The following is a 24,129-nucleotide window of genomic DNA, read 5'->3' as shown; positions in this document are numbered from 1 at the left end:
CGGCGCCCGTCTGGCGCCTGCCAGCGAATGGCCGGCTCATGTCATTACAAAACCGGTTATTTGCGCGAGAAATGAACGACCAGTCGGTCGCCAACCATTTGCAGCACTTGCACCAGAATCAGCAGCAACACCACGGTGACGATCATCACATCGGTCTGGAAACGTTGGTAGCCGAAACGGATCGCCAGGTCACCCAGGCCACCAGCGCCAACCACACCGGCCATCGCCGTGTAGGAAACCAATGTAATCGCCGTCACCGTAATCGCCGCGAAGATGCCCGGACGGGCCTCCGGCAGCAAGGCGTTCATGATGATCTGCCGAGTGGTCGCGCCCATGGACTGGGTCGCTTCGATGATGCCGCGATCGACTTCACGCAGGGCGGTTTCCACCAGCCGCGCGAAGAACGGCGTTGCACCCACGACCAGCGGCGGAATCGCACCGGCCACGCCCAGCGAGGTGCCAGTGATCAGCACGGTGAACGGGATCATCACGATCAACAGAATGATGAACGGCAGCGAACGCAGGATGTTCACCACCAGCGACAGCAAGGCATAAACACCTTTGGCTTCGAGTAACTGACGCGGGCTACACAGAAACAGCAGCACGCCCAGCGGCAGACCTAGCAGGACCGTGAACAGCAGCGAACCGCCGAGCATCATCATGGTGTCGCCGGTGGCCAGCCAGATTTCGTACCAGTCGATATTGGTGAAGAAACTCATCAGGTCTGCCATTAGCGCAACACCTCCATGTGAACGTCAGCGGCGGTGAAGCGGGCGAACGCCGCGTCCATGTCGCCACCGGTGACGGCGAGGGTCAATTGCCCGTAAGGAATATCTTTGATGCGGTCGATGCGACCGGCCAGGATGCTGTAGTCCACGCCGGTTTCCCGGGCGACGGTTCCGAGCAACGGCGCGTAGGTCGCTTCGCCCTGGAAGGTCAGACGTACGATGCGGCCCGGCACGTGAGCGAAGTCATCGCGCTGCTCGCTTTCGTCGATCTGCTCGTCTTCCTGGACGAAACGCTTGGTGGTCGGGTGCTTCGGATGCAGGAACACCTCGGCCACCGAGCCTTGCTCGACGATCACGCCGGCATCCATCACCGCCACCTGATCGCAGACACGGCGGATCACGTCCATCTCGTGGGTGATCAGCACGATGGTCAGTTTCAGCTCGCGGTTGATCTCGGCCAGCAGTTGCAGGACCGAAGCGGTGGTCTGTGGATCGAGAGCGCTGGTGGCTTCGTCGCACAGCAGGATTTTCGGCTTGGTCGCCAGGGCGCGGGCGATGCCGACGCGCTGCTTCTGGCCACCGGACAACTGAGCCGGATACTTCCTGGCGTGATCGGACAGGCCGACCCGCGCCAGCAATTCGGCCACACGCTGATCGATTTCGGCGCGGGACAGTTCACCGGCCAGGGTCAGCGGCAGCGCAACGTTGTCGGCCACGGTCTTGGACGCCAGCAGGTTGAAGTGCTGGAAGATCATCCCGACCTGCTGACGAAAACGGCGCAGGCCGTTGGCGTCCAGCGCGGTGACTTCTTCGCCGTCGACGATGATCTTGCCGCCACTGGAATCTTCCAGGCGATTGATCAGACGCAGCAGGGTACTTTTTCCCGCGCCGGAATGGCCAATCAGGCCGAACACCTGACCGTTCTCGATGGAGAGACTGGTCGGATGCAGCGCGGTGATGTCCTTACCGGCGACGCGGTAAGTCTTATGGACGTTTTGAAACTCGATCACGTAGCGAACCTTGTGGGGCGCGTTGGAAAAGGATCAGCGGTTAGCCGGGCGCGCATTTTAGCCTGTCCGTATAGAGGTTCTTAGCATTTATTTCGCAATTAACCTTCGATTTGGCAATAACAAGATCAAAGGTCATAAAAAAGGAACGCCCAAATTCCTCGTCAGTCACTAGGTAAGCGACTTCAAAACCCTGGGTGCCGTGCCCGGGAGCCACTCAAGCGTCCCGGCGCAACGCCGGGGCAAACAGGAGTTCACGACTGATGAGTACGAAAAAAACTGCCACAGACAAAACCCAGCTGGCCGGCACCGACACCCCGGATCGCGCCAATACCAACGCCAAACTAGATAGCCTGGAAAAATTTCGTTCCGACGCCACCGGCCAGGCCCTGCGCACCAATCAGGGCGTGAAGGTCGCGGACAACCAGAACACCCTCAAGGCCGGGCCGCGCGGGCCGTCGCTGCTGGAAGACTTCATCATGCGTGAGAAAATCACGCACTTTGACCATGAACGGATTCCCGAGCGCATCGTCCATGCTCGCGGCACGGGTGCACATGGTTTCTTTCAAACCTACGAGAACCATTCCGCACTGACCAAGGCCGGATTCCTACGGGATCCGGGTAAGAAAACCCCGGTGTTCGTACGCTTTTCCACAGTGCAGGGCCCTCGCGGTTCCGGCGACACGGTGCGTGACGTGCGTGGTTTTGCCGTGAAGTTTTTCACCGACGAAGGCAACTTCGATCTGGTCGGCAACAACATGCCGGTATTTTTCATACAGGACGCGATCAAGTTTCCCGACTTCGTCCATGCCGTGAAACCCGAGCCACACAACGAAATCCCCACCGGTGGCTCGGCCCACGACACATTCTGGGACTTCGTGTCGCTGGTGCCTGAGTCGGCACACATGGTCATCTGGGCCATGTCCGACCGAGCCATCCCGAAAAGTCTGCGCAGCATGCAGGGCTTCGGCGTGCACACCTTCCGGCTGATCAACGCCGAGGGCAAATCGCGCTTCGTCAAATTCCACTGGCGCCCTACTGCCGGCACATGCTCGCTGGTGTGGGACGAGGCGCAGAAGCTGGCCGGTAAAGACACCGACTACCATCGGCGCGATCTCTGGGAGGCCATCGAGATGGGTGACTACCCGGAATGGGAACTTGGCGTACAGGTCATCGAGGAGGAAAACGAGCACGACTTCGATTTCGACATCCTTGACCCGACCAAACTGATTCCCGAGGAAATCGTCCCGATCACGCCGCTGGGCAAGATGACCCTCAACCGCAACCCGGATAATTTCTTCGCCGAGACCGAGCAGGTCGCGTTCTGCCCCGGCCATATCGTGCCGGGGATCGACTTCTCCAATGACCCTTTGCTGCAAGGCCGGTTGTTTTCCTACACCGATACGCAGATCAGCCGACTCGGCGGGCCGAACTTTCATGAACTGCCGATCAATCGCCCGGTCGCACCGTTCCATAACGGCCAGCGCGATGCCCAGCACCGTACGGTGATCGACAAGGGCCGTGCCTCTTACGAACCGAATTCCATCGATGGCGGATGGCCCAAAGAAACACCACCGGCCGCACAGGACGGCGGGTTCGAGAGCTACCCGGAGCGCATCGACGCCAACAAGATCCGCCAGCGCAGCGAATCGTTCAGCGATCACTTTTCCCAGGCGCGACTGTTTTTCAACAGCATGAGCCCGCACGAGAAAGAGCACATCATCGCTGCCTACAGCTTCGAGTTGGGCAAGGTTGAGCGTGAATTCATCCGGGCGCGGGAAGTGAACGAGATTCTCGCCAACATCGACCTAGAGTTGGCCAAACGCGTGGCGGCCAACCTGGGTCTGCCAGCGCCAGGCAAAGGTACCGTGGACGTGCCGAAAACATCACTGGAGCGCTCGCCAGCGTTGAGTCAGGCCAACCTGTTGCCGGAAAACATCAAGACACGGAAAGTCGCGATCCTTGCGGCCAACGGTGTCGATGATGCGGCGATTGATGCGATGAAGAAGGCGCTGGCGGCAGAAGGTGCACACGCCAAGCTGCTTGGCCCGACTTCGGCGCCACTGAAGACCGCCGATGGCAAAACCCTGGCGGTGGATGCGTCGATGGAAGGCATGCCATCAATTGCGTTCGACGCGGTATTCGTGCCGGGTGGCGCGGCGTCGGTCAAGGCGTTGAGCGGTGACGGCGTGGCGTTGCACTACCTGCTGGAGGCGTACAAACACTTGAAGGCAATCGCGCTGCATGGCGAGGCCAAACAGTTGCTGGACGTGCTGAAGCTGGAGACGGATGCCGGATTGCTGGAGGGCAAGGATGTTGGCGCGCTGACCAAGCCATTCTTTGCTGCGATCGGGCAGCATCGGGTTTGGGACCGGGAGCCCAAGGCCAAGGCTATTCCAGCTTAAGGCTGTTGGTTGACTGAAAGGACGCCTTCGCGAGCAAGCCCGCTCCCACATTGGTTCTGTGTCGCACACGAACCTAAATGTGGGAGCGGGCTTGCTCCGGGCGGCGTTCCGATGAAGCTTTTCAAGGTTTGCGCGGGCTCAGAACCATCTGCGCCGGCACCGTGCGCAGAATCTGCTTCTCGATCTTCAAATCGAAATCCGGATCAAGCTTCTTCACGCGCTTGGTGATCAACGTCGCCAGCCACGGGTAATCATTGGTGCGCGGGGCCTGAATGCTCACCGCACAGTCGTAATTCACCACATCGGCGGCGATCGCATCCAGTTGGCGGCGAAGTTTGCGGCTATCGGTGATATTCAGCGCAACCGTGGTGCTTTCGGCAGTCGGATCGATCACCTTGGCCTTCGGCTTGGCTTCAGCGGCCTGGAGCGCTGCTTCGGCTTTCTCCAGCTCAGCCTTGCGCGCTTCGGTGATGGCGCCGTTGACGCCACCAGTCAGCGCCGGGGCCTTGGGCATCAGCGCGCGGGCACGGGCCAAAGCGGTTGCGGCAGCATTCACATCGCCCTTTTGCAGGACGATCTGGCTGCGGCGCAGATAGGCTTCGGCCAACTGACGCTGGTATTGCTCCAGGGATTGATCGTTGGGTGTTTCGGCCTGCAAGGCTGCCAGTTGGTCTTCGGCAGTGGCCAGTTCGCTGCTGGCCAGGCTTTGCTCCAGCTGTGCGATGGCCGTGGCCCGCGCATCGGGGACTTCGGCCACCGGCGGCGTGCTTTGGCAGGCGCCCAGCAGCATTGAAAATGCGACAAGGAGCAGATAACGGGAGGCGAACGGCTTCATTCCTGCGACTCTCTATTTGCGCAAAAAACGAGCAAGTCTACACCCCTCGACGGGGCAGAACAAAACTCAGCAGAAACAGTGCGGCCGCCGTCACAACGATTGACGGACCGGCCGGGGTGTCCTTGAACCAGGACAGCGCCAGCCCGCCACACACGGCGAGCATGCCCAGCAGGCTCGCGCCCAGTGCCATCTGCTCCGGCGAACGGGCGTGACGTTGTGCCGCAGCCGCCGGGATGATCAACAGAGACGTAATCAGCAACACACCGACGATTTTCATCGCCACGGCGATCACCACCGCGATCAGCAACATCAACGCCATGCGCAAACCGGCCACCGGCAGGCCTTCGACCCGGGCCAGTTCTTCGTGCACGGTGATCGCCAGCAACGGCCGCCATAGCGTCACCAGCAACACCAGCACCGCCGCGCTGCCGCCGAGGATCCACGCAAGATCAGTCGGGCTGATCGCCAGCAGGTCGCCGAACAGGTAGGCCATCAGGTCGATCCGCACTTCATGCATGAAGCTTAGTACTACCAGGCCGAGAGAGAGCGTGCTCGGCGCAAGAATGCCCAGCAACGTGTCGGACGCCAGCGGCTGACGCTGTTGCAGGGTCACCAGCAGCACCGCCAGCAACAGGCAGCCCACGGTGACCGCGACGGTCGGGCTGACATCCAGCAGAAAGCCCAGCGCCACGCCGAGCAGCGCGGCGTGGGACAGGGTGTCGCCGAAATAGGCCATGCGCCGCCAGACCACGAACGAGCCCAGCGGCCCCGCGACCACCGCCAGCGCCAGACCTGCAAGCAGGGCGTAGAACAGAAAATCAGCCATGCTTGCAGCTATCTCCGTGAACGTGAGGTTGGCCCGTCACAGGCCCTTTGACCACCGAGCCATGCAGGTCATGGGCGTGGTCGTGATGGTGGTGATAGACCGCCAGGCTCGGCGCGTGATTGCCGAACAGCTCAACGAAGGCCGGGTCGCCACTGACCTGCTCGGGATGCCCGGAGCAGCAGACATGACGGTTGAGGCACACCACTTGGTCGGTGGTGCTCATCACCAGATGCAGGTCGTGGGACACCATTAACACGCCGCAGCCATGACGGTCGCGCAGGCGGGTGATCAGGCTGTACAGCTCGGCCTGGCCGGCGACATCGACACCTTGCACCGGCTCGTCGAGCACCAGCAGTTCGGGCTCGCGCAACAGCGCCCGGGCCAGCAGCACGCGCTGCATTTCACCGCCGGAAACGCTTTGCACCGGGCTGTCGATGACGTGCTCGGCGCCGACTTCCTTGAGTGCCGCCAGCGCACGCGGGCGATCGACGCCCGGTACCAGTCGCAGAAAGCGCAGGACTGACAACGGCAGGGTCGGATCAACGTGCAGCTTTTGCGGCATGTAACCGATGCGCAGTTTCGGCTTGCGCCAGACGCTGCCGCTGTCGGGTCTCAGCAGCCCGAGCACGGCGCGCACCAGCGTGGTCTTGCCGGCGCCATTGGGGCCGATCAGGGTGACAATCTGCCCCGGCTCGACGCTAAGGTGAATGTTGTCCAGCACGTTCTGCCCGGCAAACCGGACAGCCACCTGCTCCAGACGGATCAACGCATCGCTCATCAAGCCCCCCGGCAACCGGAGCAGAGGCCGACCACTTCGACGGTCTGGGCTTCGACGATGAAGCCGACGTCCTTGGCGCTGTGAACGATGGCGTCGCTGATGGTTTTTTGCTCAAGCTCGATGGCCGCATGGCACTCGCGACAGATCAGGAACTGACCCTGGTGCGAATGTTTCGGGTGAACGCAGCCGACAAAGGCGTTCAGCGAGGAGATGCGGTGCACCAGGCCGTTTTCCAGCAGGAAATCCAGTGCGCGGTACACAGTCGGCGGCGCAGCGCGACGGCCGTCCTGCTCGCTGAGCACCGCCAGAATGTCGTAGGCACCCAGCGGCTTATGGCTCTGCCAGACCAGTTCCAGCACCCGCCGACGCAATGCGGTCAGGCGCAGGCCTTTCTGTGCACACAAGGCATCGGCCTCGGACAGGGCGCTGTGGACGCAATGGGAGTGGTCGTGGGGACGGCTGGCAATCGGGGTAATAGGCATGAGCGGCGACGAGTTTGGTTAGAGACGTTATTATGTTACCCGTTCTCGCCTCCTTGAGTGGTCATCGTGTCCCGACTTTTTTCTGTTTTTGTGGCATTTGTCGCCAGTTTTCTGCTGATCGGTTCGGCTCAGGCCGAAGTCAGAGTCCTCACCAGCATCAAGCCGCTGCAATTGATTGCTGCCGCCGTGCAGGACGGCGTGGCGATTCCGGAAGTGTTGCTGCCGCCGGGGGCCTCCCCGCATAACTACGCGTTGCGCCCGTCCGACGTGCGCAAGGTGCAATCGGTGGATCTGCTGTACTGGATTGGCCCGGACATGGAAGGTTTCCTGCCCCGCGTGCTGAACGGTCGTACGCTGCCGAGCGTCGCCGTGCAGAATCTGCCGGGCATGAAGCTGCGCCGCTTCGCCGAAGACAGCCACTCCCACGCCGAAGACGCCGACGAGCATGATCACGATCACCGCCCAGGCACCCTCGATGCGCATTTGTGGCTATCGCCGGTAAACGCGCGGGTTATTGCCGACAAAATGGCCGCTGATCTGAGCGCCGTCGATCCGGCCAATGCCGAACGCTATCAGAGCAACGCCAAGGCGTTCGACGAGCGTCTCGATGCATTGGATCAGCGCTTGAAGAAACGTCTGGCCAGCGTTGAAGGCAAACCCTACTTCGTCTTCCACGAAGCCTTCGACTACTTCGAAGATGCCTACGGCTTGAAACATACCGGTGTGTTCAGCGTGGCGGCGGAAGTGCAGCCGGGCGCTCAGCATGTGGCCGCGATGCGCGCACGCTTGCAGGAAGTCGGAAAGACGTGCGTATTCAGCGAGCCGCCGCTGCGCCCACGACTGGCCGAAACTCTGGTGGCGGGCCTGCCGGTGAAGCTGGCGGAGCTGGATGCGTTGGGCGGGTACACGCCAGCGACGGCTCAGGGTTACGAGCACGTGCTGGAGAAGCTGGGGAATGATCTGGCGGGTTGTCTCGAATCGCTCTGATACAAAAAACCGCAGCCTGCACAGGCTGCGGTTTTTCCTTTTACAGGGCGAAAGGTAGCGGCGTATTGACAGTCTGACGCTGCGCCAGCCGCTGCTCGAACTCTTTCGGATCGTGAATCAGCACGTCCTGCCCGGCGAACGATTCCGCCGCAATCAACCGCGACAGCCAGAACCGCACACATGCTACTCGCAACATGGTCGGCCACAACTCGGCCTCGGCCGCGGTGAACGGGCGCAGCGCCGCGTAGGCACCCAGGAAGGCCCGCGCACGCGGACCGTCGATCAGGCCGTCATCGTCTGAACACCAGTCGTTCAAGGCAATCGCCACATCGTAGAGCATTGGCCCCGAGCAGGCGTTGTAGAAGTCGATCAGCCCGGTCAGGTGCGTGCCTTCGAACATCGCGTTGTCGCGAAACAGGTCAGCGTGGATATTCGCCCGTGGCAGTGCGAGAATTTTCTCTTTCTGTTGGGTGATTTCTTCCAGCGCCTTTTGCAGCAGCGCACGCGGCTCGTCGCTCAGGTGCGAAAGAAACTCGGTGCCCTCCTCCAGCATCCAGTCCAGGCCACGATCGGTCTTGCGCTTGATCATGCTGTCGCCCTGGGTCGCCAGGTGCAGGTGCGCCTGCAAGTCACCGACCTGCGCGCAATGCTGGGCATTGGCCTGCTTGATGTGCTTGCCGGCAAGGCGCGGCTGCAGCAGCGCCGGCTTGCCTTTCAGCTCGCGCAGGGCCACGCCATCAATGGTGCGCAGTGCGTAAGGCACTGGCAGGTCGGCTTCGTGCAGGACGTCGAGCAGGTCGATGAAGAACGGCATTTCCTGCACCGGGCCGCGCTCGACCAGGGTCAGGACGAACTCGCCCTTTTCCATGCTGATGAAGAAGTTGGTGTTTTCGCTGCCGGCGGCGATCCCCTGGAAATCGAGCAGACGGCCGAGCCCGTATGGGGCGAGAAAGGTTTCCAGCTCGGGCCGAGCCAGGGGGGTAAACACAGACATGGTTAAAAACTGCTCAGTTCTGGCGCCGCCATCGAGCCGGCGCCGGTTGAAATTAAGAAACTACTTCCACTCGAAAATCTTCCACGCCGGGATCAGCATATCCGGCTGGTCCGAGCGGATGAAGTTTGCATCAGTACCGTCCGCGCGCACCAGAAAATAGGGCGGAAAACCCTTCTTGGTCACCTTGATCGCGTACAGGAAACCGTTCTGCCGGTACTCCTGGATGGTTTTGTCACCCTCGGTGCGGATGGTGACTTCCGGCTCCGCTGACGGCGCATCATCCGCCGCGATCGCAGGCAACGGTGAGAGAGCAATCAAACTGACCAGCAGCAAGCGATTTAACGTACGCATGATAACCTTGTCCCTTTGTCGTCAACGGTCCCGCTATTCTAGCGCCGGACCCGCCGAAAAGGTTGATCCTGCTCATGAGCCAAGCCCCCCTCGTCCTGGTGGACGGTTCGTCTTACCTTTACCGCGCTTTTCACGCGCTGCCACCGCTGACCACCTCCAAAGGCATGCCGACCGGTGCGGTCAAAGGCGTGTTGAACATGCTCAAGAGCTTGCGCAAACAGTATCCGGACAGCCCGTTCGCCGTGGTGTTCGACGCCAAGGGCGGGACATTTCGCGATGAGATGTACGCCGAGTACAAGGCCAACCGCCCAAGCATGCCCGACGACATGCGCCTGCAGATCGAGCCGCTGCACCAGAGCGTGAAAGCCCTCGGCTTCCCGCTGCTGTGCGTCGAAGGCGTCGAGGCCGATGACGTGATCGGCACCCTGGCCCGCAGCAGCGCGGCCGCCAATCGTCCGGTGATCATTTCCACCGGCGACAAGGACATGGCGCAACTGGTCGACGGTCACATTACCTTGGTCAACACCATGTCCGGTAGCTCGATGGATGTGGAGGGCGTGAAGGAGAAATTCGGCGTCGCTCCGGAGCAGATCATCGATTATCTCGCCCTGATGGGCGACTCTTCCGACAACATCCCCGGTGTTCCCGGCATCGGGCCGAAAACCGCTTCCGGCCTGCTGGTCGGCGTCAACGGCGGCCTGACCGAGCTCTATGCGCACCTCGACATCGTGCCGACCCTGCCGATTCGCGGCGCCAAGACCCTGCCGGCCAAACTCGAAGAGCACAAGGAGATGGCATTCCTCTCCTATCAACTGGCGACCATCAAGGTCGACGTGCCACTGGACATCGGCCTCGACGACCTGCAAATGGGCCCGGAAGATCCGGCCAAGCTGCTTGAGCTTTACACCCTGCTGGAGTTCAAGAGCTGGATCAACGACCTGGAGCGCGATGCCAAGCGTCTGGAGCTGAGCAGCGCCGCTGCACCGGAACCGGCCGTCGATCTGTTCAACGCACCCGCTGAGGAAGCGCCTGCCGCTCCGACTGAAGCCGCGTACGAGACCATCCTCGATCAGGCCCGCTTCGACGTCTGGCTGGAAAAACTCAAGAACGCCAAGCTGTTTGCCTTCGACACCGAAACCACCGGCGTCGACGCGCAACAAGCGCAACTGGTCGGTCTGTCCTTCGCGGTGCAAGCCAACGAAGCGGCCTACATCCCGCTGACCCACTCCTACATCGGCGTGCCGGAGCAACTGGATCGCGACACCGTGCTGCGCGCGCTCAAGCCGATCCTGGAAGACCCGAACAAACTCAAGGTCGGCCAGCACGCCAAGTTCGACATCAACATCCTGGCCAACTGCGCCATCGGTGGCGACCAGAACGAAGGCATCACCGTGCGCGGGATTGCCTTCGACACGATGCTTGAGTCCTACGTGCTCAACTCCACCGCCACCCGCCACGACATGGACAGCCTGGCGCAGAAGTACCTGGATCACACCACCGTGAGTTTCCAGGACATCGCCGGCAAAGGCGCCAAGCAACTGACCTTCGACCAGATCGCGCTGGAGCAGGCCGGACCGTACGCCGCCGAAGATGCCGACGTGACCCTGCGCCTGCACCAGACGCTGTTTGAAAAGCTCAGCGCCATCCCGAGCCTGGCCAGCGTGCTGACCGACATCGAGATTCCGCTGGTGCCGGTACTGGCGCGCATCGAGCGTCAGGGTGCGTTCGTTGACGCGGCACTGCTCGGCGTTCAGAGCATCGAGCTGGGCGACAAGATGGTTGCGCTGGAGCGTGAAGCCTTCGAAATTGCCGGTGAAGAATTCAACTTGGGTTCACCGAAGCAACTGGGCGTGATCCTCTACGAAAAACTCGGCCTGCCGGTGCTGAAGAAAACCGCCAAGGGCCAGCCGTCCACTGCCGAAGAAGTCCTGGCAAAACTGGCCGAAGACGATCACCGCCTGCCGAAAGTGCTGATGGAACACCGCTCCATGAGCAAGCTGAAAAGCACCTACACCGATCGCCTGCCGGAGCAGATCAACCCGCGTACCGGGCGCATTCACACCTCGTACCATCAGGCGGTGGCATCGACCGGCCGCTTGTCGTCGAGCGATCCGAACCTGCAGAACATTCCGGTGCGTACCGCTGAAGGCCGACGCATCCGTCAGGCCTTTGTCGCGCCGAAAGGCTACAAACTGCTGGCGGCGGACTACTCGCAGATCGAATTGCGGATCATGGCGCACCTGTCCCGCGACGAAGGGCTGATGAACGCCTTCCGCAACAACCTGGACGTGCACACCGCCACTGCGGCGGAAGTGTTCAAGGCCAAACTGAACGAAGTGACGTCCGACCAGCGCCGTGGCGCCAAGGCGATCAACTTCGGCCTGATCTACGGCATGGGTGCGCAGAAGCTGGGCAAGGACATCGGCGTCGACACCAAGACCGCCAAGGCCTACATCGACACCTACTTCGCGCGCTACCCCGGCGTTCGTGAATACATGGATCGCACCCGCGCGCAGGCTGCAGATCAAGGCTACGTGGAAACGATTTTCGGCCGCCGTCTGTACCTGCCGGACATCAACTCCAACAAGCCACAGGAACGAGCTGCCGCTGAACGCACGGCGATCAACGCGCCGATGCAGGGCACCGCAGCTGACATCATCAAGAAAGCCATGGTGGCGGTGGACAACTGGCTGAGCGTTTCCGGGCTGGACGCCAAAGTCATCCTGCAGGTGCACGACGAACTGGTGCTGGAGGTTCGTGAGGATCTGGTCGATCAGGTTCGCGACGAAATTCGCGTGCACATGAGCGAAGCGGCGAAGCTGGATGTGCCGTTGCTGGTGGAAGTGGGAGTCGGCAACAACTGGGACGAGGCGCACTGAGGCCTCTGGGACGGGATTTTGCCGCGACATGACGTCGCGGCAAAGGCATCGAAAGGGGCTTAGTTCTGATCGATCTTGAGCTTATTCCAAAGTTTTTTGAAAAGAATCTGAACTAATCTTGCGACAGGCCACTCAGAGATACTGAATGGCTGGTGAAGCCCTTCGATGCTCCTATGTTGTGTTAAGTGTTGGCAGATATCTGAACCCCGCCCTAGCGGTTCGGAACTTGAACCCCGGAACTTCTCCCTCCCCATATGAAGTCCGGGGCTTTTTTTGCCCAAAAATTGGCTGTAGCACGGTCATGCTGCGTTAAAAGCGGTACTAAAAATGCTCATTCAGGTCCCCTAAAGTCGAGCGCGACCCCGGCCGTTTTACTAACACTTTTGCCTTGCCTGACCGCACTACAGCCAATTTTCCATATTCCGATTATTCGGTCGCCGCTTCTGCGCCTTTGTCTGCCAACTCCATCCAGCCCGCCAGTTTGGTGTAGGCCTCTTCCAGGCCCATGCGTTTTGGAGCGGAGAACAGCTGGATCGTCACCAGATCGCCCCACCCCTTACGGATTTCCGACTGCACCTTGAGCAGCGTGTTCTTGGCTGCGCCGTAGGTCAGCTTGTCCGCCTTGGTCAGCAGAATGTGCATCGGCATGCCGGCCGCAACGGCCCAATCGAGCATCAGCAGGTCGAAGTCGGTCATTGGATGACGGATGTCCATCATCAGAATCAAACCCTTCAAACTCTCGCGGCCACCGAGGTAAGCCTCGAGGTGACGCTGCCAGTGTTGCTTGAGCGGGATCGGTACTTTTGCATAACCGTAGCCCGGGAGGTCGACCAGACGCCGTTCATCGTCTAGCTTGAAGAAGTTCAACAGCTGTGTGCGACCCGGGGTTTTCGAGGTGCGCGCCAGGCTGGCGTGAGTCAGAGTGTTCAGCGCGCTGGATTTACCGGCGTTGGAACGACCGGCGAACGCCACTTCGAAGCCTTCGTCGTCGGGGCACTGATCGACTTTGGCGGCACTGAGCATGAACGTGGACTGTTGGCACAGGCCGAGGATGGGATTCTTGAGTTGCATGGGATTTCCGATGTGGGCGGCGCCGGGATTGGGCGCGGAACGCGGTGTCGCTTCCGTTTCAGTGACGCCAGTATATAATGCCGCAGATTTTGTGTGTGCTTTGTCCCAGCGAAGGATGAAGTTCACGAGAGCGACAGACTTTGATTGCGCAACAGAACGCAGATCGCTCTCAACCCTGAAAAGGTCGTTTTATGACGAAATGGCTGCTGGCTGCCGGAGTTCTGATGCCGCTTTACAGCGCACAGGCTACACAGGATCCGGAAGCCGTGTACAACCGTGTTTGTGGTGCCTGTCATTCCGGCCAACTACCCATGGCGCCCAGAAGAGGCGATCAGGAAGCTTGGACGCCGAGGTTGGCGAAAGGTATGGAGACGCTGGTGCAACACGTGACCCAGGGTTTCAAGGCGATGCCGCCGCGTGGTTTGTGCATGGACTGCAGTGCCGAGGATTACCAGGCCATCATCCTCTGGATGAGCGGAAGTAAACCCGGTCCATAACTCTTAACCCTTAGCCGTAGTTGGATTAGCTGATGAACAAATTGATCGTGAGTCTGCTGTTGACCGTGGGAATTTCAGGTTTCGCCCATGCTGCAGGCGATGCCGCCGCAGGCCAGGCGAAGGCTGCCGTATGCGGGGCCTGCCATGGCCCGGATGGCAACAGCATGGCGCCAAACTTTCCAAAACTGGCCGGCCAGGGTGAACGCTACCTGACCAAGCAACTGCACGACATCAAGTCAGGCAAGCGCACCGTTCTGGAAATGACCGGACTGCTGACCAACCTTAGCGATCAGGACCTGTCCGACATCGCCGCCTACTTCGCCAGCCAGAAAGGCAGCGTCGGCGCCGCCGATCCGAAGATCGTCGCTCGCGGTGAAGCCCTGTTCCGTGGCGGCAACCTGGAAAAAGGCCTGCCAGCCTGCACCGGTTGCCACTCGCCAAACGGCGCCGGCAACGCAGCCGCCGGCTTCCCGCACCTGGGTGGCCAGCACGCTCAATACATCGCCAAACAGCTGACCGATTTCCGCAAGGAAGAAGCCGGTCGCAACAACGACGGCGATGCCATGACCATGCGCACCATCGCTCGCAAGCTGAGCGACGAAGACATCGCGGCGGTCTCCAGCTACATTCAAGGCCTGCACTAAGGCCAGGCGTGCGATGGTGATTCGAGCGTTGCGTGCGAAGGGCAAAGCCCGCCACTTTAACGCTCGATTAATCCGTTGCATGAAGTATAAAAAGGGTGGCTTTGGCCGCCCTTTTTTGTGGCCGCTGCCGTTACACTACAGAACTCATGCCCGCCAGGATCTGTCTGAAAACAGGTCGCGCGAGGCGACCAATTTGCCCAGGAGTAAAGCATGCGTAATCTGATCATCAGCGCCGCCCTCGTCGCTGCCAGCCTGTTCGGCGTGACGGCCCAGGCCGCCGAAGCACCTGCCGCCCCGTACGTCGAACTGAGCAATCCGGTACCGGTTGCCGTACCTGGCAAGATCGAAGTGGTGGAGCTGTTCTGGTACGGCTGCCCGCACTGCTATGCCTTCGAACCCGTGATCAATCCATGGGTTGAAAAACTGCCTTCCGACGTCAACTTCGTCCGCATTCCTGCCATGTTCGGCGGCCCTTGGGACGCACACGGTCAGATGTTCCTGACCCTGGAGGCCATGGGCGTCGAGCACAGCGTTCACGCAGCCGTGTTCAACGCGATCCAGAAAGAACACAAGAAGCTGACCGACAAGAACGACATGGCCGACTTCCTCGCCACCCAAGGCGTAGACAAGGACAAGTTCCTGGCCACCTTCGACTCCTTCGCCATCAAGGGTCAGATCGTCAAGGCTCGTGAACTGGCCAAGAAATATGAAATCTCCGGCGTTCCAACCATGATCGTCAACGGCAAATACCGCTTTGACATCGGGTCTGCCGGTGGTGCCGAGGAAGCTCTGAAACTGGCTGACCAACTGGTGGCCAAAGAACGAGCGGCCAACAAGGCGGCCGCCAACTAAGCGCGGCAATCGCCATGCGCCGCTGGGGAACCGAACGACTCGTCGGCCTGCATGATCCGCAGGTCAACGAGCATCACCTGGAATCCACGGGCCTGCCCGCAGACAGCCGTTTGCGCTTGCTCAGCTTCAATATCCAGGTCGGCATCAGCACCGAGCGGTATCGGCACTACCTGACTCGCAGCTGGCAGCATCTGCTGCCACACACCGGGCGCTCCGGCAATCTGCAAAAGATCGGCAATCTGCTCGGCGACTTCGACCTAGTCGCTCTGCAGGAAGCCGATGGCGGCAGCCTGCGTTCAGGCTATGTCAATCAGGTCGAACACCTGGCCCATCTCGGCGCCTTTCCCTACTGGTATCAACAACTCAATCGCAACCTCGGCCGACTGGCCCAGCACAGCAACGGCGTGCTCAGTCGCCTGCGCCCGTGGGCGATCGAAGACCATCCGCTGCCGGGGCCGAAAGGTCGCGGGGCAATTCTGGTGCGTTTCGGCGAAGGTCCCGAGGCGCTGGTGGTGGTAATGATGCACCTGGCGCTCGGCGCCCGGGTACGCACCATGCAACTGGCCTATATCCGCGAGCTGATCGGCGGCTACAAGCATCAGGTGCTGATGGGGGACATGAACACCCACGCCAGCGACCTGCTGCAACGCTCGCCCTTGCGCGACCTCGGCCTGCTGGCCCCGCAACTCGAAGCGACGTTCCCCAGCTGGCGCCCGCAGCGCTGCCTGGACCATATTCTGCTCAGCCCGACCCTGACGCTGGAAAAGGTCGAAGTGCTGGCCCAACCGATTTCCGATCACCTGCCCGTCGCGGTAGAGATTCGTCTGCCGGGTTCGCTCACGGCCGATGCATTGCCCGCGTTGAGTCCTGCCCCTCGCGGAACGCCTGAATGAGCGACGAAGCCCAGCGCTGGAAAGAGAAATACCTCAAAAGCATCGAACAACAGGAAAAGCTTGAACGTCGATGGGACGCCCGGCTCGATCTGCTGCGCCGCGGCCTGGTACGTAGCACACTCGCGGCGGAAGGCACCGATCGTGTGGTCGACCAATGCATGAAGGAAATGCGCGATGTAGTGCGCACCGACGACATGGATGCCGGCCTCGCCGCCCTGTTGCCGCGCCTTGAAAAAGCCGTGCTCGACTCCGAGCAACGCCGTGAAACCCGGATCGAGCAGGTCAGCACCGCGCTGAACTCGCTGGTTACTCAGTTGCAAGCGCTGCCGCTATCCCGTGAAGTCGCCCAGCCGTTGAAGAAATTCGCCAAGCAGCTCGACGGACGAGTCAGTCAGGCCCGGGAAATGCCGCTATTGCTGAGCGAACTCAGCGGTTTGCAGGGCAAGGCGTTGAGCCAACTGGAGACACCGGCGGAACCGGGACGTCCGGGATTGTTGCAGCGCCTGTTCGGCAGCCGTGACAGCGAGGAAACCCCTGCACCTGTGGCTCAGCCTGCCGTGACCTCTCCAGCCGCTCAGCCAGAGCAACCGCACCCCGCGCCTGAAAGCACGCCAATGCCAGAAGCGCCTGCCGCAATCGCCGAACCGGCAGCCATTGCCTCCGTCAGTGAAGCACCGGTCGCCGCACCTCTGGTCGCGCCACTGCAAGCTTCAGCACCAACGCCAATATCAACACCCGAGCCTGTTGCAGAGCCGGAAGTGGTTGCCTTCGAGCCTGCCCGGATCATCACAGAAGTCGTTACGGCTCCCAGCGAACCGGAACCCTCCGAGCCAGAACCCGAGCCGCAAGCCTTCACGCCGCCTCCAGTCTTTGCGCCATCGACACCGATCGCCATCAACCCTGACGAACTGATCCACCCCGGCGACAACCCGCCTCCGGTCTTCCTCGACAGCCTGCCCCTGCCCGAGCCCATCGCGCAGGCCCTGGCGGCCATCGATCCGGAGCAGTCCGAGCACGACATTCTCTACGCCCTGCCGGATTCGCCCGAACCCTCCTACAGCTCAGTGGCCAAGCACATCGAAGACACGCTGATCGGCCTGCTGGACGACCTGACCCTGCCGGAACGCCACCGCCCGCAAGCCGAAGCCATGCGCGACCGGCTGAAAAATGGCCTGAACTGGTACGAACTGTTACCGATCCTCGACGATCTGGCGACCTTGATGCTGGCCATCACCGATAGCGGTCAGCACGAATTCGAGACCTACCTGCAACGACTCAACGAACGCCTCGAAGCGTTTCAGAGCAACCTGCAGGCGGCCAGCGAAGGTCACGCCGACAACAGCTCTGCGGCGCGAGCGATGGACACGCAGATTCGTGAACAGGTCGATGGCCTGCAGAACAGCGTGCAGGAAGCGGCGGACCTGAACGACCTCAAGCAGGTACTGGAAAACCATCTCGAAGGCCTGCTCGGCACGATGGACCAGCACCGGAAACAACGTGATGCCCGGGAGCAGGAAGTGGCCGGACGCCTGAAAAGCCTGGCCGAGCGTGTGGCGCACATGGAACAGGAAGCCCTTGGTTACCGCGAGCACCTTGAAGAGCAGCGCCAGAAAGCCCTGATCGATCCGCTTACCGGCCTGCCCAACCGCGCCGCCTGGAGCGAACGGCTCGACCACGAAATCGCCCAATGGCAGCAGCATGGCAATACTCTGAGCCTGGCGATTCTCGACCTCGATCACTTCAAACGGATCAACGACAACTACGGGCACCTGGCCGGCGACAAGGTGTTGAAGATCATCGCCACAGTGCTGCGCAAACGCCTGCGTGGCAGCGATTTCATTGCCCGCTTCGGTGGTGAAGAGTTCGTCTTGCTGCTACCGGCCACCCCGCCCACCGTCGGTGTCAAACTGCTGGAAACCATGCGCGCCGCCATCGAGGCCTGCCCGTTCCACTTCAAGGGTGAGCGAGTCACGATCACCATTTCCATGGGACTGGCGGCGTTCAGGCCGGGAGAACACAGCGATCTGGTGCTCAAAAGAGCCGATCAGGCGTTGTACCGGGCCAAAAATGCGGGTCGCAACCGGGTGGAGCTGGGCTGAAGACAATTGTTCCATTTCATTTAAATCAGCCCTTTTGCCGTTCGCACGCAAGTCAGTACGTTACACTGTTGCATTACTGACTTACGTGTACTGCCATGAAATTCCTTGCCCTCATCACGTCGCTGCTCATTCTGGCCGGTTGTGCCAGCGGCCCGCGCTATGACACCAGCCATCCTTCTGCCAATCACGACAGCCGCGTGCAATTCGTGATCGTGCATTACACCTCCGCCTCCCTCGAGCGTTCGCTGCAACTGCTGACCCACGGTGAAGTCAGCAGCCACTACCTGATCGGCGACGACAAGAAAGGCACGATCTACAAGCTGATGGACGAAAACCTGCGCGCCTGGCATGCCGGCGAAAGCGAATGGCAGGGTCGTACCTGGCTCAACTCAAGCTCGATCGGCATCGAAATCGTCAACCCTGGCTTCAAGGACACTCCGACCGGGCGCGTGTGGTATCCGTACAGTGAAGCCCAGGTTCAGTCGCTGATCGTCCTGCTCAAGGACATCAGCAAACGCAACGGCATCAGCCCGGACCACATCATCGGACACAGCGATATCGCACCGTTGCGCAAGCTTGATCCGGGCCCATTGTTCCCGTGGAAGCGCCTGGCTGCCGAAGGCCTTGGCTTGTGGCCTGACGAACAGGCAGTAGCCCGTCAGCAAGTGCGGTTCGAGGTGGAGTTACCGAGCATCAGCTGGTTCCAGACCCAACTGGCGCGCCTGGGCTACGCAACGCCGCAGAACGGCGAGCTGGACGTGGCGACCCGCCATGTCCTCGCAGCCTTCCAGATGCACTTCCGCCCTTCCCGCTTCGACGGTACTCCGGATGCGCAAACGGCAGCGTTGCTGCTGGTGCTGAACCAGACAAAATAATGACGCCCGCCCGACGGTCAGGGCAAAAGTGCAATCAGCAGCTATAACTCATTGGTAACTCTTCGGATATCCATGATGGTTGCTACCCGAGAGACGCTGCGTAGCTGGTTCTATCGCCCCTGGTTTCTGGCGATGCTGGCGGCTGTCCTCAGTGCAGGCCTGCTGATTACCGGCGGATTGTTCGTCGCCATGCATCAGGTCGAACAAAACGAAAGCCAGGAAATGAACGCCCAAGGCGAGCGTTTCCTAGCCCGCCTCGAGCAATTGTTCGGCCAGTTGCGTGAAAGCCTCGACGACCTCGAGGCCCAGCCCCTTCGCAGTTGCGATGACGAAATGATCGCCACGCTGCAGCAAGTGACCTTCAACTATCGCTTCGTCTATGAAGCCGCCTACATGGATGCCTCGCGCATCTGTTCCAACCGCCCGCGCCAGGAAGGCCTGTCAGTCGTCCGCCCGCCGGACATCAAGGGCCCGACCTACAGCTACTGGTTGAATACCACCACCGAACCCGATGAAAACCGCGCGGCGCTGATGCTCGGGCGCGGCAACTTTCGCGTAGCTACTTCCCGCGGGCATCTGACCGACATGGTCGACCTGTCCCCCGGCAGCAGCCTGCTGGTGGTGCTGGATCACGGAACCCGGGCGATTCCGGTGCTTGGCGTGCCACAGGCCTGGCCGCCCACTGAACCGTGGCCACCGAAGTCCACCGACGCGTTGCAGGTTACCCAGACACATCTCATCTATCGCATGCCCACCGACAACCCGGAATATCAGTTGGTACTGATCAGTCCGCGCACAGGCATGCACATTCCGGAGCTGTGGTGGTGGATGGTGCCGTTCTGTCTGGTGCTCGGAGCGCTGGTGGGTGTGCTGGTGTTCTGGATCGTGCGTCAGCGTCAGTCTCTGGATGCCGAGCTGCACGGCGCGATCCGCCGGGGCGAGTTGCAGGTGCTGTATCAACCGATCTTCGACCTCGACAGCCGCAACTGCGTCGGCGCCGAAGCCCTGCTGCGCTGGCGCCGGCCGGACGGCACGCTGACCAGCCCCGACCTGTTTATCCCGATGGCGGAAAACACCGGACAGATCCGCCAGATGACCGATTTCGTCCTCCAGCGCCTGTTGGAGCAACTGGGTCAATTGCTGCGGGCCAACCCGCAGTTGTACATCTCGGTGAACCTGGCGGCCTGTGACGTGATGGTGCCGCGCATCGGCCAGGTCATGGCACGGCTGCTGACCCTGCATCGGGTGGCGGCACGGCAGATTGCGTTCGAAGTGACCGAGCGCGGCCTGATCGATGTGGTGGTGGCGCGGGAAAACCTGCAAGCGCTGCGCGATGTCGGTCATCAAGTGCTGATCGACGATTTCGGCACCGGCTATTGCAGCCTCGCCTACCTGCAGACCCTGCCGGTGGATTGCCTGAAAATCGACAAGGCGTTCATCGATGCGCTCGGCCATGACGCCGCCAGCAGCGGCGTGGCACCGCACATCATTCACATGGCCCAGGCACTGGATCTGAAAGTAATCGCCGAAGGCATCGAATATGAATCCCAGGCGGCGCTACTCAGCAGCGAAGGCGTGAAGTTCGGTCAGGGCTGGTTGTTCGCCCATGCCTTGAGCGCCGTGCAATTCATCGAGCTGATCACCCGAGGGCGGCGGCTCGCCGGCCGGCGGATGGACGACGAAGCCTAGACCGCCAGCGCCATGTAGAACTGCGTGCCCTGCCCCGGCCGCGAATAGACGCCCATCCGCCCGCCGTGCAACTGGACGATCTCCTTGCACAGCGCCAGCCCGAGCCCGGCCCCGCCCTTTTTACGTCCGACCTGAACGAACGGTTCGAAGATCCGCCCTTGCTGACCGTAGGCGATGCCTTCGCCATTGTCCTCGACGCTGATGATCACCCGCTCGCCGTGGCGGCGCGCCTGCAAACGGATCAGGCCGTCGCGGGCGGTGTGACGCAAGGCGTTGTCGATCAGGTTGTCCAGGACCCGATCCAGTTGCGCCTTATCAGCCTGCAACCGTGGCAAGGGGCTCTGTACCTCGACGTTCAACGCAACGCCCTTCTGCGCCGCCGTCTCGGCAAAACGTGATTGCGCCTGAGCCAGCAAATCCTCGATGGAGCACGGCGCCAGCGTGAGTTTCTGCAAACCGCTTTGATATCGCGAGAAATTCAGCAAGTCGTTGATCAACTGCATCAAGCGCTGCATTTCTTCATTGACCGTGTCGAGCAGGTCCGATTCGCGGGATTCGGCCGGAAACTTCGCCCGCTCGCGAAACAACCCGAATGCCATGTGCATGCCAGTCACCGGTGTGCGCAATTCGTGGGACGCGCGCAACACGAATTCGCTGCGCACCCGTTCAAAGGCACGCTGTTCGGTGACGTCGTGCAACACCATCACCGCACCGAGGATATGCCCCTGGGTGTGGCTGACTGGCGTCAGGCTGTAGGTCAGTAGTCGCGACTCGCCATCGACTTCGATGCTCAGGTCTTCAGGCGCGCGCTCAAGGGAGCCACCGCGCAGCACCAGTTGCAGTTGTGCATCCAGCTCCGGGCGCTGGAGCGCCGTGCCCAGGCCTTCGCCGAAACGGTCGCTGTCCCAGCCCAATTGCCGCTGGGCCACCGGGTTCAAGTGCTCCAGATGCCCCTGGCGGTCGATCATCAGCAAGCCGTCATCGATACTGTCGAGCACGGCCTGCAACCGCTGCTGCCCGGCCAGTAGTTCATCGACATTGGTCGCCTGATGCTCGCGCAGCGCTTCGGCCATCAGCCCGAAACGCCGGGTCAACAGGTTGATTTCCATGGCCGAGGACACCGGCAGAGTCACTTCGAAATTGCCCTGGCCGATGTTGTCCGCCGCTTTCGCCAGCGCCTCGATCGGTGCACCGAACCGGCGGGCAATTCCTTGAGCGGTGATGAAGCCGATGATCAACACCGCCAGCCCCACCAGCCCTAACAGGCCGGCAATCAGCAGGGCCCGGTCGCGGGCGGCGTGTTGTACGGAGTTGATGTTATCCAGTGCGTGCTTGTGTTCAGCGATCAAGCCGTTGCGCAGGGTGTTGAAGCGTTCACGCAGATCGCCGCTGCCGCTCAGGGCTGCAGCCGGGTCGCGGGACACATCGAACGCCTGGAGGAAATTCAGATAATCCGCTTTGGCCTGACTGAACCCGTACTGGCGTCCGTCGTCCTTCTGTTCCTGGGCGATGCCCTCGTCGAGCAGTTCGAAGTAATGCTGTTTCGATGCTTCGAAGGCCACCGGATCGGGCTTCTCGGCAAGCATCATGATCAGTTGATCGCCCAGGGTCTGGCGCAGCTTGAGGCCCAGGTCGAGGGTGACGAAGTTGTTGCGAATCAGCGCCTCCTGATTACCGGCCATCTGCATCACGCTGACCAGCCCGAGCATAAGCCCGAGCAAGGCCACGGTGATCAGCGCGGAAATGCTCAGGAACAAGCGGGTCCGCAACTTCATCGCCAGTTTCATCGGCGCACGCTCACAGGTTGTACTGCTTGCGCTTGCGATACAGGGTCGAGGCATCGATCCCGAGGGTCTTGGCAGCCTGGTCGAGGGTGCCGGCGGTCGCCAGCACTGCGCCGATATGAGCCTTCTCGAGCTCGTCGAGGCTCAAGGCCGCGCCAACCCGCGGGGCATTGTTGGCCGGCTGTTCAGCCATACCGAGGTGGCTGATTTCCACGCGTTCCTGCGGGCAAATGATGCTCGCACGCTCGACCACGTTGCGCAGCTCACGGATGTTGCCGGGCCAGCGGTAACCCAACAGTGCTTCCCGGGCCTCGTCACTGAAGCCACGGGCCGGGCGCGCGTATTCCTTCACGAAACGGGCGAGGAAGCGGTCGGCCAGGGTCAGGATGTCTTCGGCCCGCTCACGCAACGGTGGCAAATGCAGGGTGATGACGTTCAGACGATACAGCAGGTCTTCGCGGAATCGCCCGTCGCGCACCATGTCCTCTAGATTGAGGTTGGTGGCTGCGAGGATGCGCACATCGGCGCGGCGAGTAACCGGATCCCCTACCCGCTCGTATTCCTTGTCCTGGATAAAACGCAGCAACTTGGGTTGCAACGTCAGAGGAAAGTCGCCGATTTCGTCGAGAAACAGCGTGCCACCATCCGCCTGATTGACCCGACCCAGCGTGCTTTCGCTGGCCCCGGTGAACGCGCCGCGACTGTGACCGAACAGCTCGCTTTCCATCAGTTCGGCGGTCAGCGACGGGCAATTGATGGTGACGCAGGATTTCTTCTCGCGCTTGCTCCAGCCGTGAATCGCCCGGGCCAGCTCACCTTTACCGGTGCCGGACTCGCCGAGGATCAGGATATTGGCGTCGGTGCTCGCCACCTGCCGCGCGGTTTCCAGTACGACTTTCATCGCCGGGCTGTGGGAATCGAGACCATCCTTGGGTTTGCGGATCTCGCCTTCGAGGGCTTCCAGACGCGCCGAGAGCTGGCGGACCTCGAGCTGCTTGGCGGTGGCCAGACGCAACTGGTCAGGGCTGCATGGTTTGACCAGATAATCGGCAGCACCGGCCTGAATCGCGTCCACCGCCGTATCGACAGCCGAATGCGCGGTGACGATCACCACCCGCATCCACGGCGCCTGAATACGCATTTGTGCCAGCACGTCGAGGCCGTTGTCTTCGCCGAGGCGCAGATCGAGGAAGCACAGATCAAACACCTGACGCTGCAGCAGCGCATCAGCCTGGGCTGCGCTGTTGGCGGTGGCGACCGAATAACCTTCGTCTTCGAGGCAATAACGGAAGGTTCGCAGGATGGCGGATTCATCGTCCACCAGCAGAATGCGGCCTTGGTGCTCAGTGGCTGATTCCATTTTTCCTACGCTCCATAAGTGAATGTCTTGGGTTAGTCCCGGAAAAATCGGGCAAGTTGCATGGTTGATTCTGATCGATTCCAGTCATAGCAG

The 24,129-nt window shown here is 61.1% G+C and carries 21 protein-coding genes; 10 read left to right on the top strand and 11 right to left on the bottom strand.

Annotated elements, in window-relative coordinates; translation table 11 throughout:
• Positions 1-56: 56 nt before the first annotated feature.
• Both NH234_RS01290 and NH234_RS01285 read right to left on the bottom strand, forming a co-directional pair.
• Complete coding sequence (locus NH234_RS01290; protein ID WP_065260662.1) at positions 57-731, bottom strand: methionine ABC transporter permease; 675 nt, start codon at positions 729-731, stop codon at positions 57-59.
• Positions 731-1,738, bottom strand: coding sequence for a methionine ABC transporter ATP-binding protein (locus NH234_RS01285; protein WP_085733850.1), 1,008 nt, complete (start codon positions 1,736-1,738; stop codon positions 731-733). The genes NH234_RS01290 and NH234_RS01285 overlap by 1 nt, the downstream gene beginning before the upstream one ends.
• Before the next feature lie 194 nt (positions 1,739-1,932).
• On the opposite strand from NH234_RS01285, the gene katE reads away from it, so the two are divergent.
• Complete coding sequence (gene katE / locus NH234_RS01280) at positions 1,933-4,140, top strand: catalase HPII (protein WP_367255423.1); 2,208 nt, start codon at positions 1,933-1,935, stop codon at positions 4,138-4,140.
• A gap of 121 nt (positions 4,141-4,261) precedes the next feature.
• Here the strand turns inward: katE and NH234_RS01275 are convergent, their stop codons facing one another.
• The 4 genes from NH234_RS01275 to zur are packed head-to-tail and all read right to left on the bottom strand — an operon-like array spanning position 4,262 to position 7,061.
• A complete protein-coding gene (locus tag NH234_RS01275; RefSeq protein ID WP_085733852.1) occupies positions 4,262-4,975 on the bottom strand; it encodes a PA5502 family lipoprotein in 714 nt (237 codons plus the stop codon).
• Between the two features lie 37 nt (positions 4,976-5,012).
• Positions 5,013-5,801, bottom strand: coding sequence for a zinc ABC transporter permease subunit ZnuB (gene znuB / locus NH234_RS01270; protein ID WP_065260666.1), 789 nt, complete (start codon positions 5,799-5,801; stop codon positions 5,013-5,015).
• The gene (gene znuC, locus NH234_RS01265; protein ID WP_085733853.1) at positions 5,794-6,579 is read right to left on the bottom strand and encodes a zinc ABC transporter ATP-binding protein ZnuC; all 786 of its coding nucleotides are present in this window, start codon (positions 6,577-6,579) and stop codon (positions 5,794-5,796) included. The genes znuB and znuC overlap by 8 nt, the downstream gene beginning before the upstream one ends.
• On the bottom strand, positions 6,579-7,061 hold the full coding sequence (gene zur, locus NH234_RS01260) for a zinc uptake transcriptional repressor Zur (protein ID WP_011331783.1): 483 nt from the start codon (positions 7,059-7,061) through the stop codon (positions 6,579-6,581). The genes znuC and zur overlap by 1 nt, the downstream gene beginning before the upstream one ends.
• Before the next feature lie 66 nt (positions 7,062-7,127).
• On the opposite strand from zur, the gene NH234_RS01255 reads away from it, so the two are divergent.
• Entirely contained in the window at positions 7,128-8,048 is a 921-nt protein-coding gene (locus NH234_RS01255) for a zinc ABC transporter substrate-binding protein (RefSeq protein ID WP_367255422.1), read from the top strand.
• Positions 8,049-8,088: 40 nt separating this feature from the next.
• On the opposite strand, the gene NH234_RS01250 is transcribed toward NH234_RS01255, so the two are convergent.
• Entirely contained in the window at positions 8,089-9,042 is a 954-nt protein-coding gene (locus NH234_RS01250; RefSeq protein WP_085733855.1) for a homoserine kinase, read from the bottom strand.
• A gap of 60 nt (positions 9,043-9,102) precedes the next feature.
• Positions 9,103-9,393, bottom strand: coding sequence for a DUF2782 domain-containing protein (locus NH234_RS01245; RefSeq protein WP_085733856.1), 291 nt, complete (start codon positions 9,391-9,393; stop codon positions 9,103-9,105).
• A gap of 74 nt (positions 9,394-9,467) precedes the next feature.
• Between NH234_RS01245 and polA the strand changes: the two genes are divergently transcribed.
• A complete protein-coding gene (gene polA, locus NH234_RS01240; RefSeq protein ID WP_367255421.1) occupies positions 9,468-12,272 on the top strand; it encodes a DNA polymerase I in 2,805 nt (934 codons plus the stop codon).
• Positions 12,273-12,698: 426 nt separating this feature from the next.
• Here polA and yihA read toward each other — a convergent pair whose 3' ends face one another.
• Positions 12,699-13,343 (bottom strand): ribosome biogenesis GTP-binding protein YihA/YsxC, encoded by a 645-nt coding sequence (gene yihA / locus NH234_RS01235; protein WP_085733858.1) that lies wholly within the window; start codon positions 13,341-13,343, stop codon positions 12,699-12,701.
• A 191-nt stretch (positions 13,344-13,534) separates the two neighbouring features.
• On the opposite strand from yihA, the gene NH234_RS01230 reads away from it, so the two are divergent.
• The 7 genes from NH234_RS01230 (at position 13,535) to NH234_RS01200 (ending at position 20,892) form a co-directional block, all read left to right on the top strand.
• The gene (locus NH234_RS01230; RefSeq protein WP_085713044.1) at positions 13,535-13,840 is read left to right on the top strand and encodes a c-type cytochrome; all 306 of its coding nucleotides are present in this window, start codon (positions 13,535-13,537) and stop codon (positions 13,838-13,840) included.
• A 32-nt stretch (positions 13,841-13,872) separates the two neighbouring features.
• Positions 13,873-14,484, top strand: coding sequence for a c-type cytochrome (locus NH234_RS01225; protein ID WP_065260178.1), 612 nt, complete (start codon positions 13,873-13,875; stop codon positions 14,482-14,484).
• 210 nt (positions 14,485-14,694) lie between these two features.
• On the top strand, positions 14,695-15,336 hold the full coding sequence (locus NH234_RS01220; RefSeq protein ID WP_085713046.1) for a thiol:disulfide interchange protein DsbA/DsbL: 642 nt from the start codon (positions 14,695-14,697) through the stop codon (positions 15,334-15,336).
• A 14-nt stretch (positions 15,337-15,350) separates the two neighbouring features.
• Positions 15,351-16,229: an endonuclease/exonuclease/phosphatase family protein gene (locus tag NH234_RS01215; protein ID WP_085733859.1), complete on the top strand. Its 879-nt coding sequence runs from the start codon at positions 15,351-15,353 to the stop codon at positions 16,227-16,229.
• Positions 16,226-18,328 (top strand): diguanylate cyclase, encoded by a 2,103-nt coding sequence (locus tag NH234_RS01210; RefSeq protein ID WP_367255420.1) that lies wholly within the window; start codon positions 16,226-16,228, stop codon positions 18,326-18,328. The genes NH234_RS01215 and NH234_RS01210 overlap by 4 nt, the downstream gene beginning before the upstream one ends.
• Before the next feature lie 95 nt (positions 18,329-18,423).
• Positions 18,424-19,203: an N-acetylmuramoyl-L-alanine amidase gene (locus NH234_RS01205; protein WP_367255419.1), complete on the top strand. Its 780-nt coding sequence runs from the start codon at positions 18,424-18,426 to the stop codon at positions 19,201-19,203.
• A gap of 72 nt (positions 19,204-19,275) precedes the next feature.
• Positions 19,276-20,892 (top strand): EAL domain-containing protein, encoded by a 1,617-nt coding sequence (locus NH234_RS01200; protein ID WP_085733862.1) that lies wholly within the window; start codon positions 19,276-19,278, stop codon positions 20,890-20,892.
• Here NH234_RS01200 and NH234_RS01195 read toward each other — a convergent pair.
• Both NH234_RS01195 and algB read right to left on the bottom strand, forming a co-directional pair.
• A complete protein-coding gene (locus NH234_RS01195) occupies positions 20,889-22,679 on the bottom strand; it encodes a KinB sensor domain-containing domain (protein WP_367255417.1) in 1,791 nt (596 codons plus the stop codon). The two genes, NH234_RS01200 and NH234_RS01195, sit on opposite strands and share 4 nt — an antisense overlap.
• A 10-nt stretch (positions 22,680-22,689) precedes the next feature.
• Positions 22,690-24,036 carry a sigma-54-dependent response regulator transcription factor AlgB gene (gene algB, locus NH234_RS01190; RefSeq protein ID WP_085733864.1) on the bottom strand — a complete coding sequence of 449 codons (1,347 nt, stop codon included), beginning with the start codon at positions 24,034-24,036 and terminating at the stop codon, positions 22,690-22,692.
• Positions 24,037-24,129: the final 93 nt, after the last annotated feature.

This window comes from Pseudomonas sp. stari2, assembly GCF_040760005.1.
GTDB lineage: Bacteria > Pseudomonadota > Gammaproteobacteria > Pseudomonadales > Pseudomonadaceae > Aquipseudomonas.
Note: the sequence above shows the minus strand (reverse complement) of the source record. Positions and strands in the feature narration are given on the sequence as shown.

Coding starts and splice junctions, on each gene's coding strand:
- NH234_RS01290 (WP_065260662.1), bottom strand. CDS start 731: ATGGCAGACCTGATGAGTTTCTTCACCAATATCGACTGGTACGAAATC.
- NH234_RS01275 (WP_085733852.1), bottom strand. CDS start 4,975: ATGAAGCCGTTCGCCTCCCGTTATCTGCTCCTTGTCGCATTTTCAATG.
- znuB (WP_065260666.1), bottom strand. CDS start 5,801: ATGGCTGATTTTCTGTTCTACGCCCTGCTTGCAGGTCTGGCGCTGGCG.
- znuC (WP_085733853.1), bottom strand. CDS start 6,579: ATGAGCGATGCGTTGATCCGTCTGGAGCAGGTGGCTGTCCGGTTTGCC.
- zur (WP_011331783.1), bottom strand. CDS start 7,061: ATGCCTATTACCCCGATTGCCAGCCGTCCCCACGACCACTCCCATTGC.
- NH234_RS01250 (WP_085733855.1), bottom strand. CDS start 9,042: ATGTCTGTGTTTACCCCCCTGGCTCGGCCCGAGCTGGAAACCTTTCTC.
- NH234_RS01245 (WP_085733856.1), bottom strand. CDS start 9,393: ATGCGTACGTTAAATCGCTTGCTGCTGGTCAGTTTGATTGCTCTCTCA.
- polA (WP_367255421.1), top strand. CDS start 9,468: ATGAGCCAAGCCCCCCTCGTCCTGGTGGACGGTTCGTCTTACCTTTAC.
- yihA (WP_085733858.1), bottom strand. CDS start 13,343: ATGCAACTCAAGAATCCCATCCTCGGCCTGTGCCAACAGTCCACGTTC.
- NH234_RS01230 (WP_085713044.1), top strand. CDS start 13,535: ATGACGAAATGGCTGCTGGCTGCCGGAGTTCTGATGCCGCTTTACAGC.
- NH234_RS01225 (WP_065260178.1), top strand. CDS start 13,873: ATGAACAAATTGATCGTGAGTCTGCTGTTGACCGTGGGAATTTCAGGT.
- NH234_RS01220 (WP_085713046.1), top strand. CDS start 14,695: ATGCGTAATCTGATCATCAGCGCCGCCCTCGTCGCTGCCAGCCTGTTC.
- NH234_RS01215 (WP_085733859.1), top strand. CDS start 15,351: ATGCGCCGCTGGGGAACCGAACGACTCGTCGGCCTGCATGATCCGCAG.
- NH234_RS01210 (WP_367255420.1), top strand. CDS start 16,226: ATGAGCGACGAAGCCCAGCGCTGGAAAGAGAAATACCTCAAAAGCATC.
- NH234_RS01205 (WP_367255419.1), top strand. CDS start 18,424: ATGAAATTCCTTGCCCTCATCACGTCGCTGCTCATTCTGGCCGGTTGT.
- NH234_RS01200 (WP_085733862.1), top strand. CDS start 19,276: ATGATGGTTGCTACCCGAGAGACGCTGCGTAGCTGGTTCTATCGCCCC.
- NH234_RS01195 (WP_367255417.1), bottom strand. CDS start 22,679: ATGAAACTGGCGATGAAGTTGCGGACCCGCTTGTTCCTGAGCATTTCC.
- algB (WP_085733864.1), bottom strand. CDS start 24,036: ATGGAATCAGCCACTGAGCACCAAGGCCGCATTCTGCTGGTGGACGAT.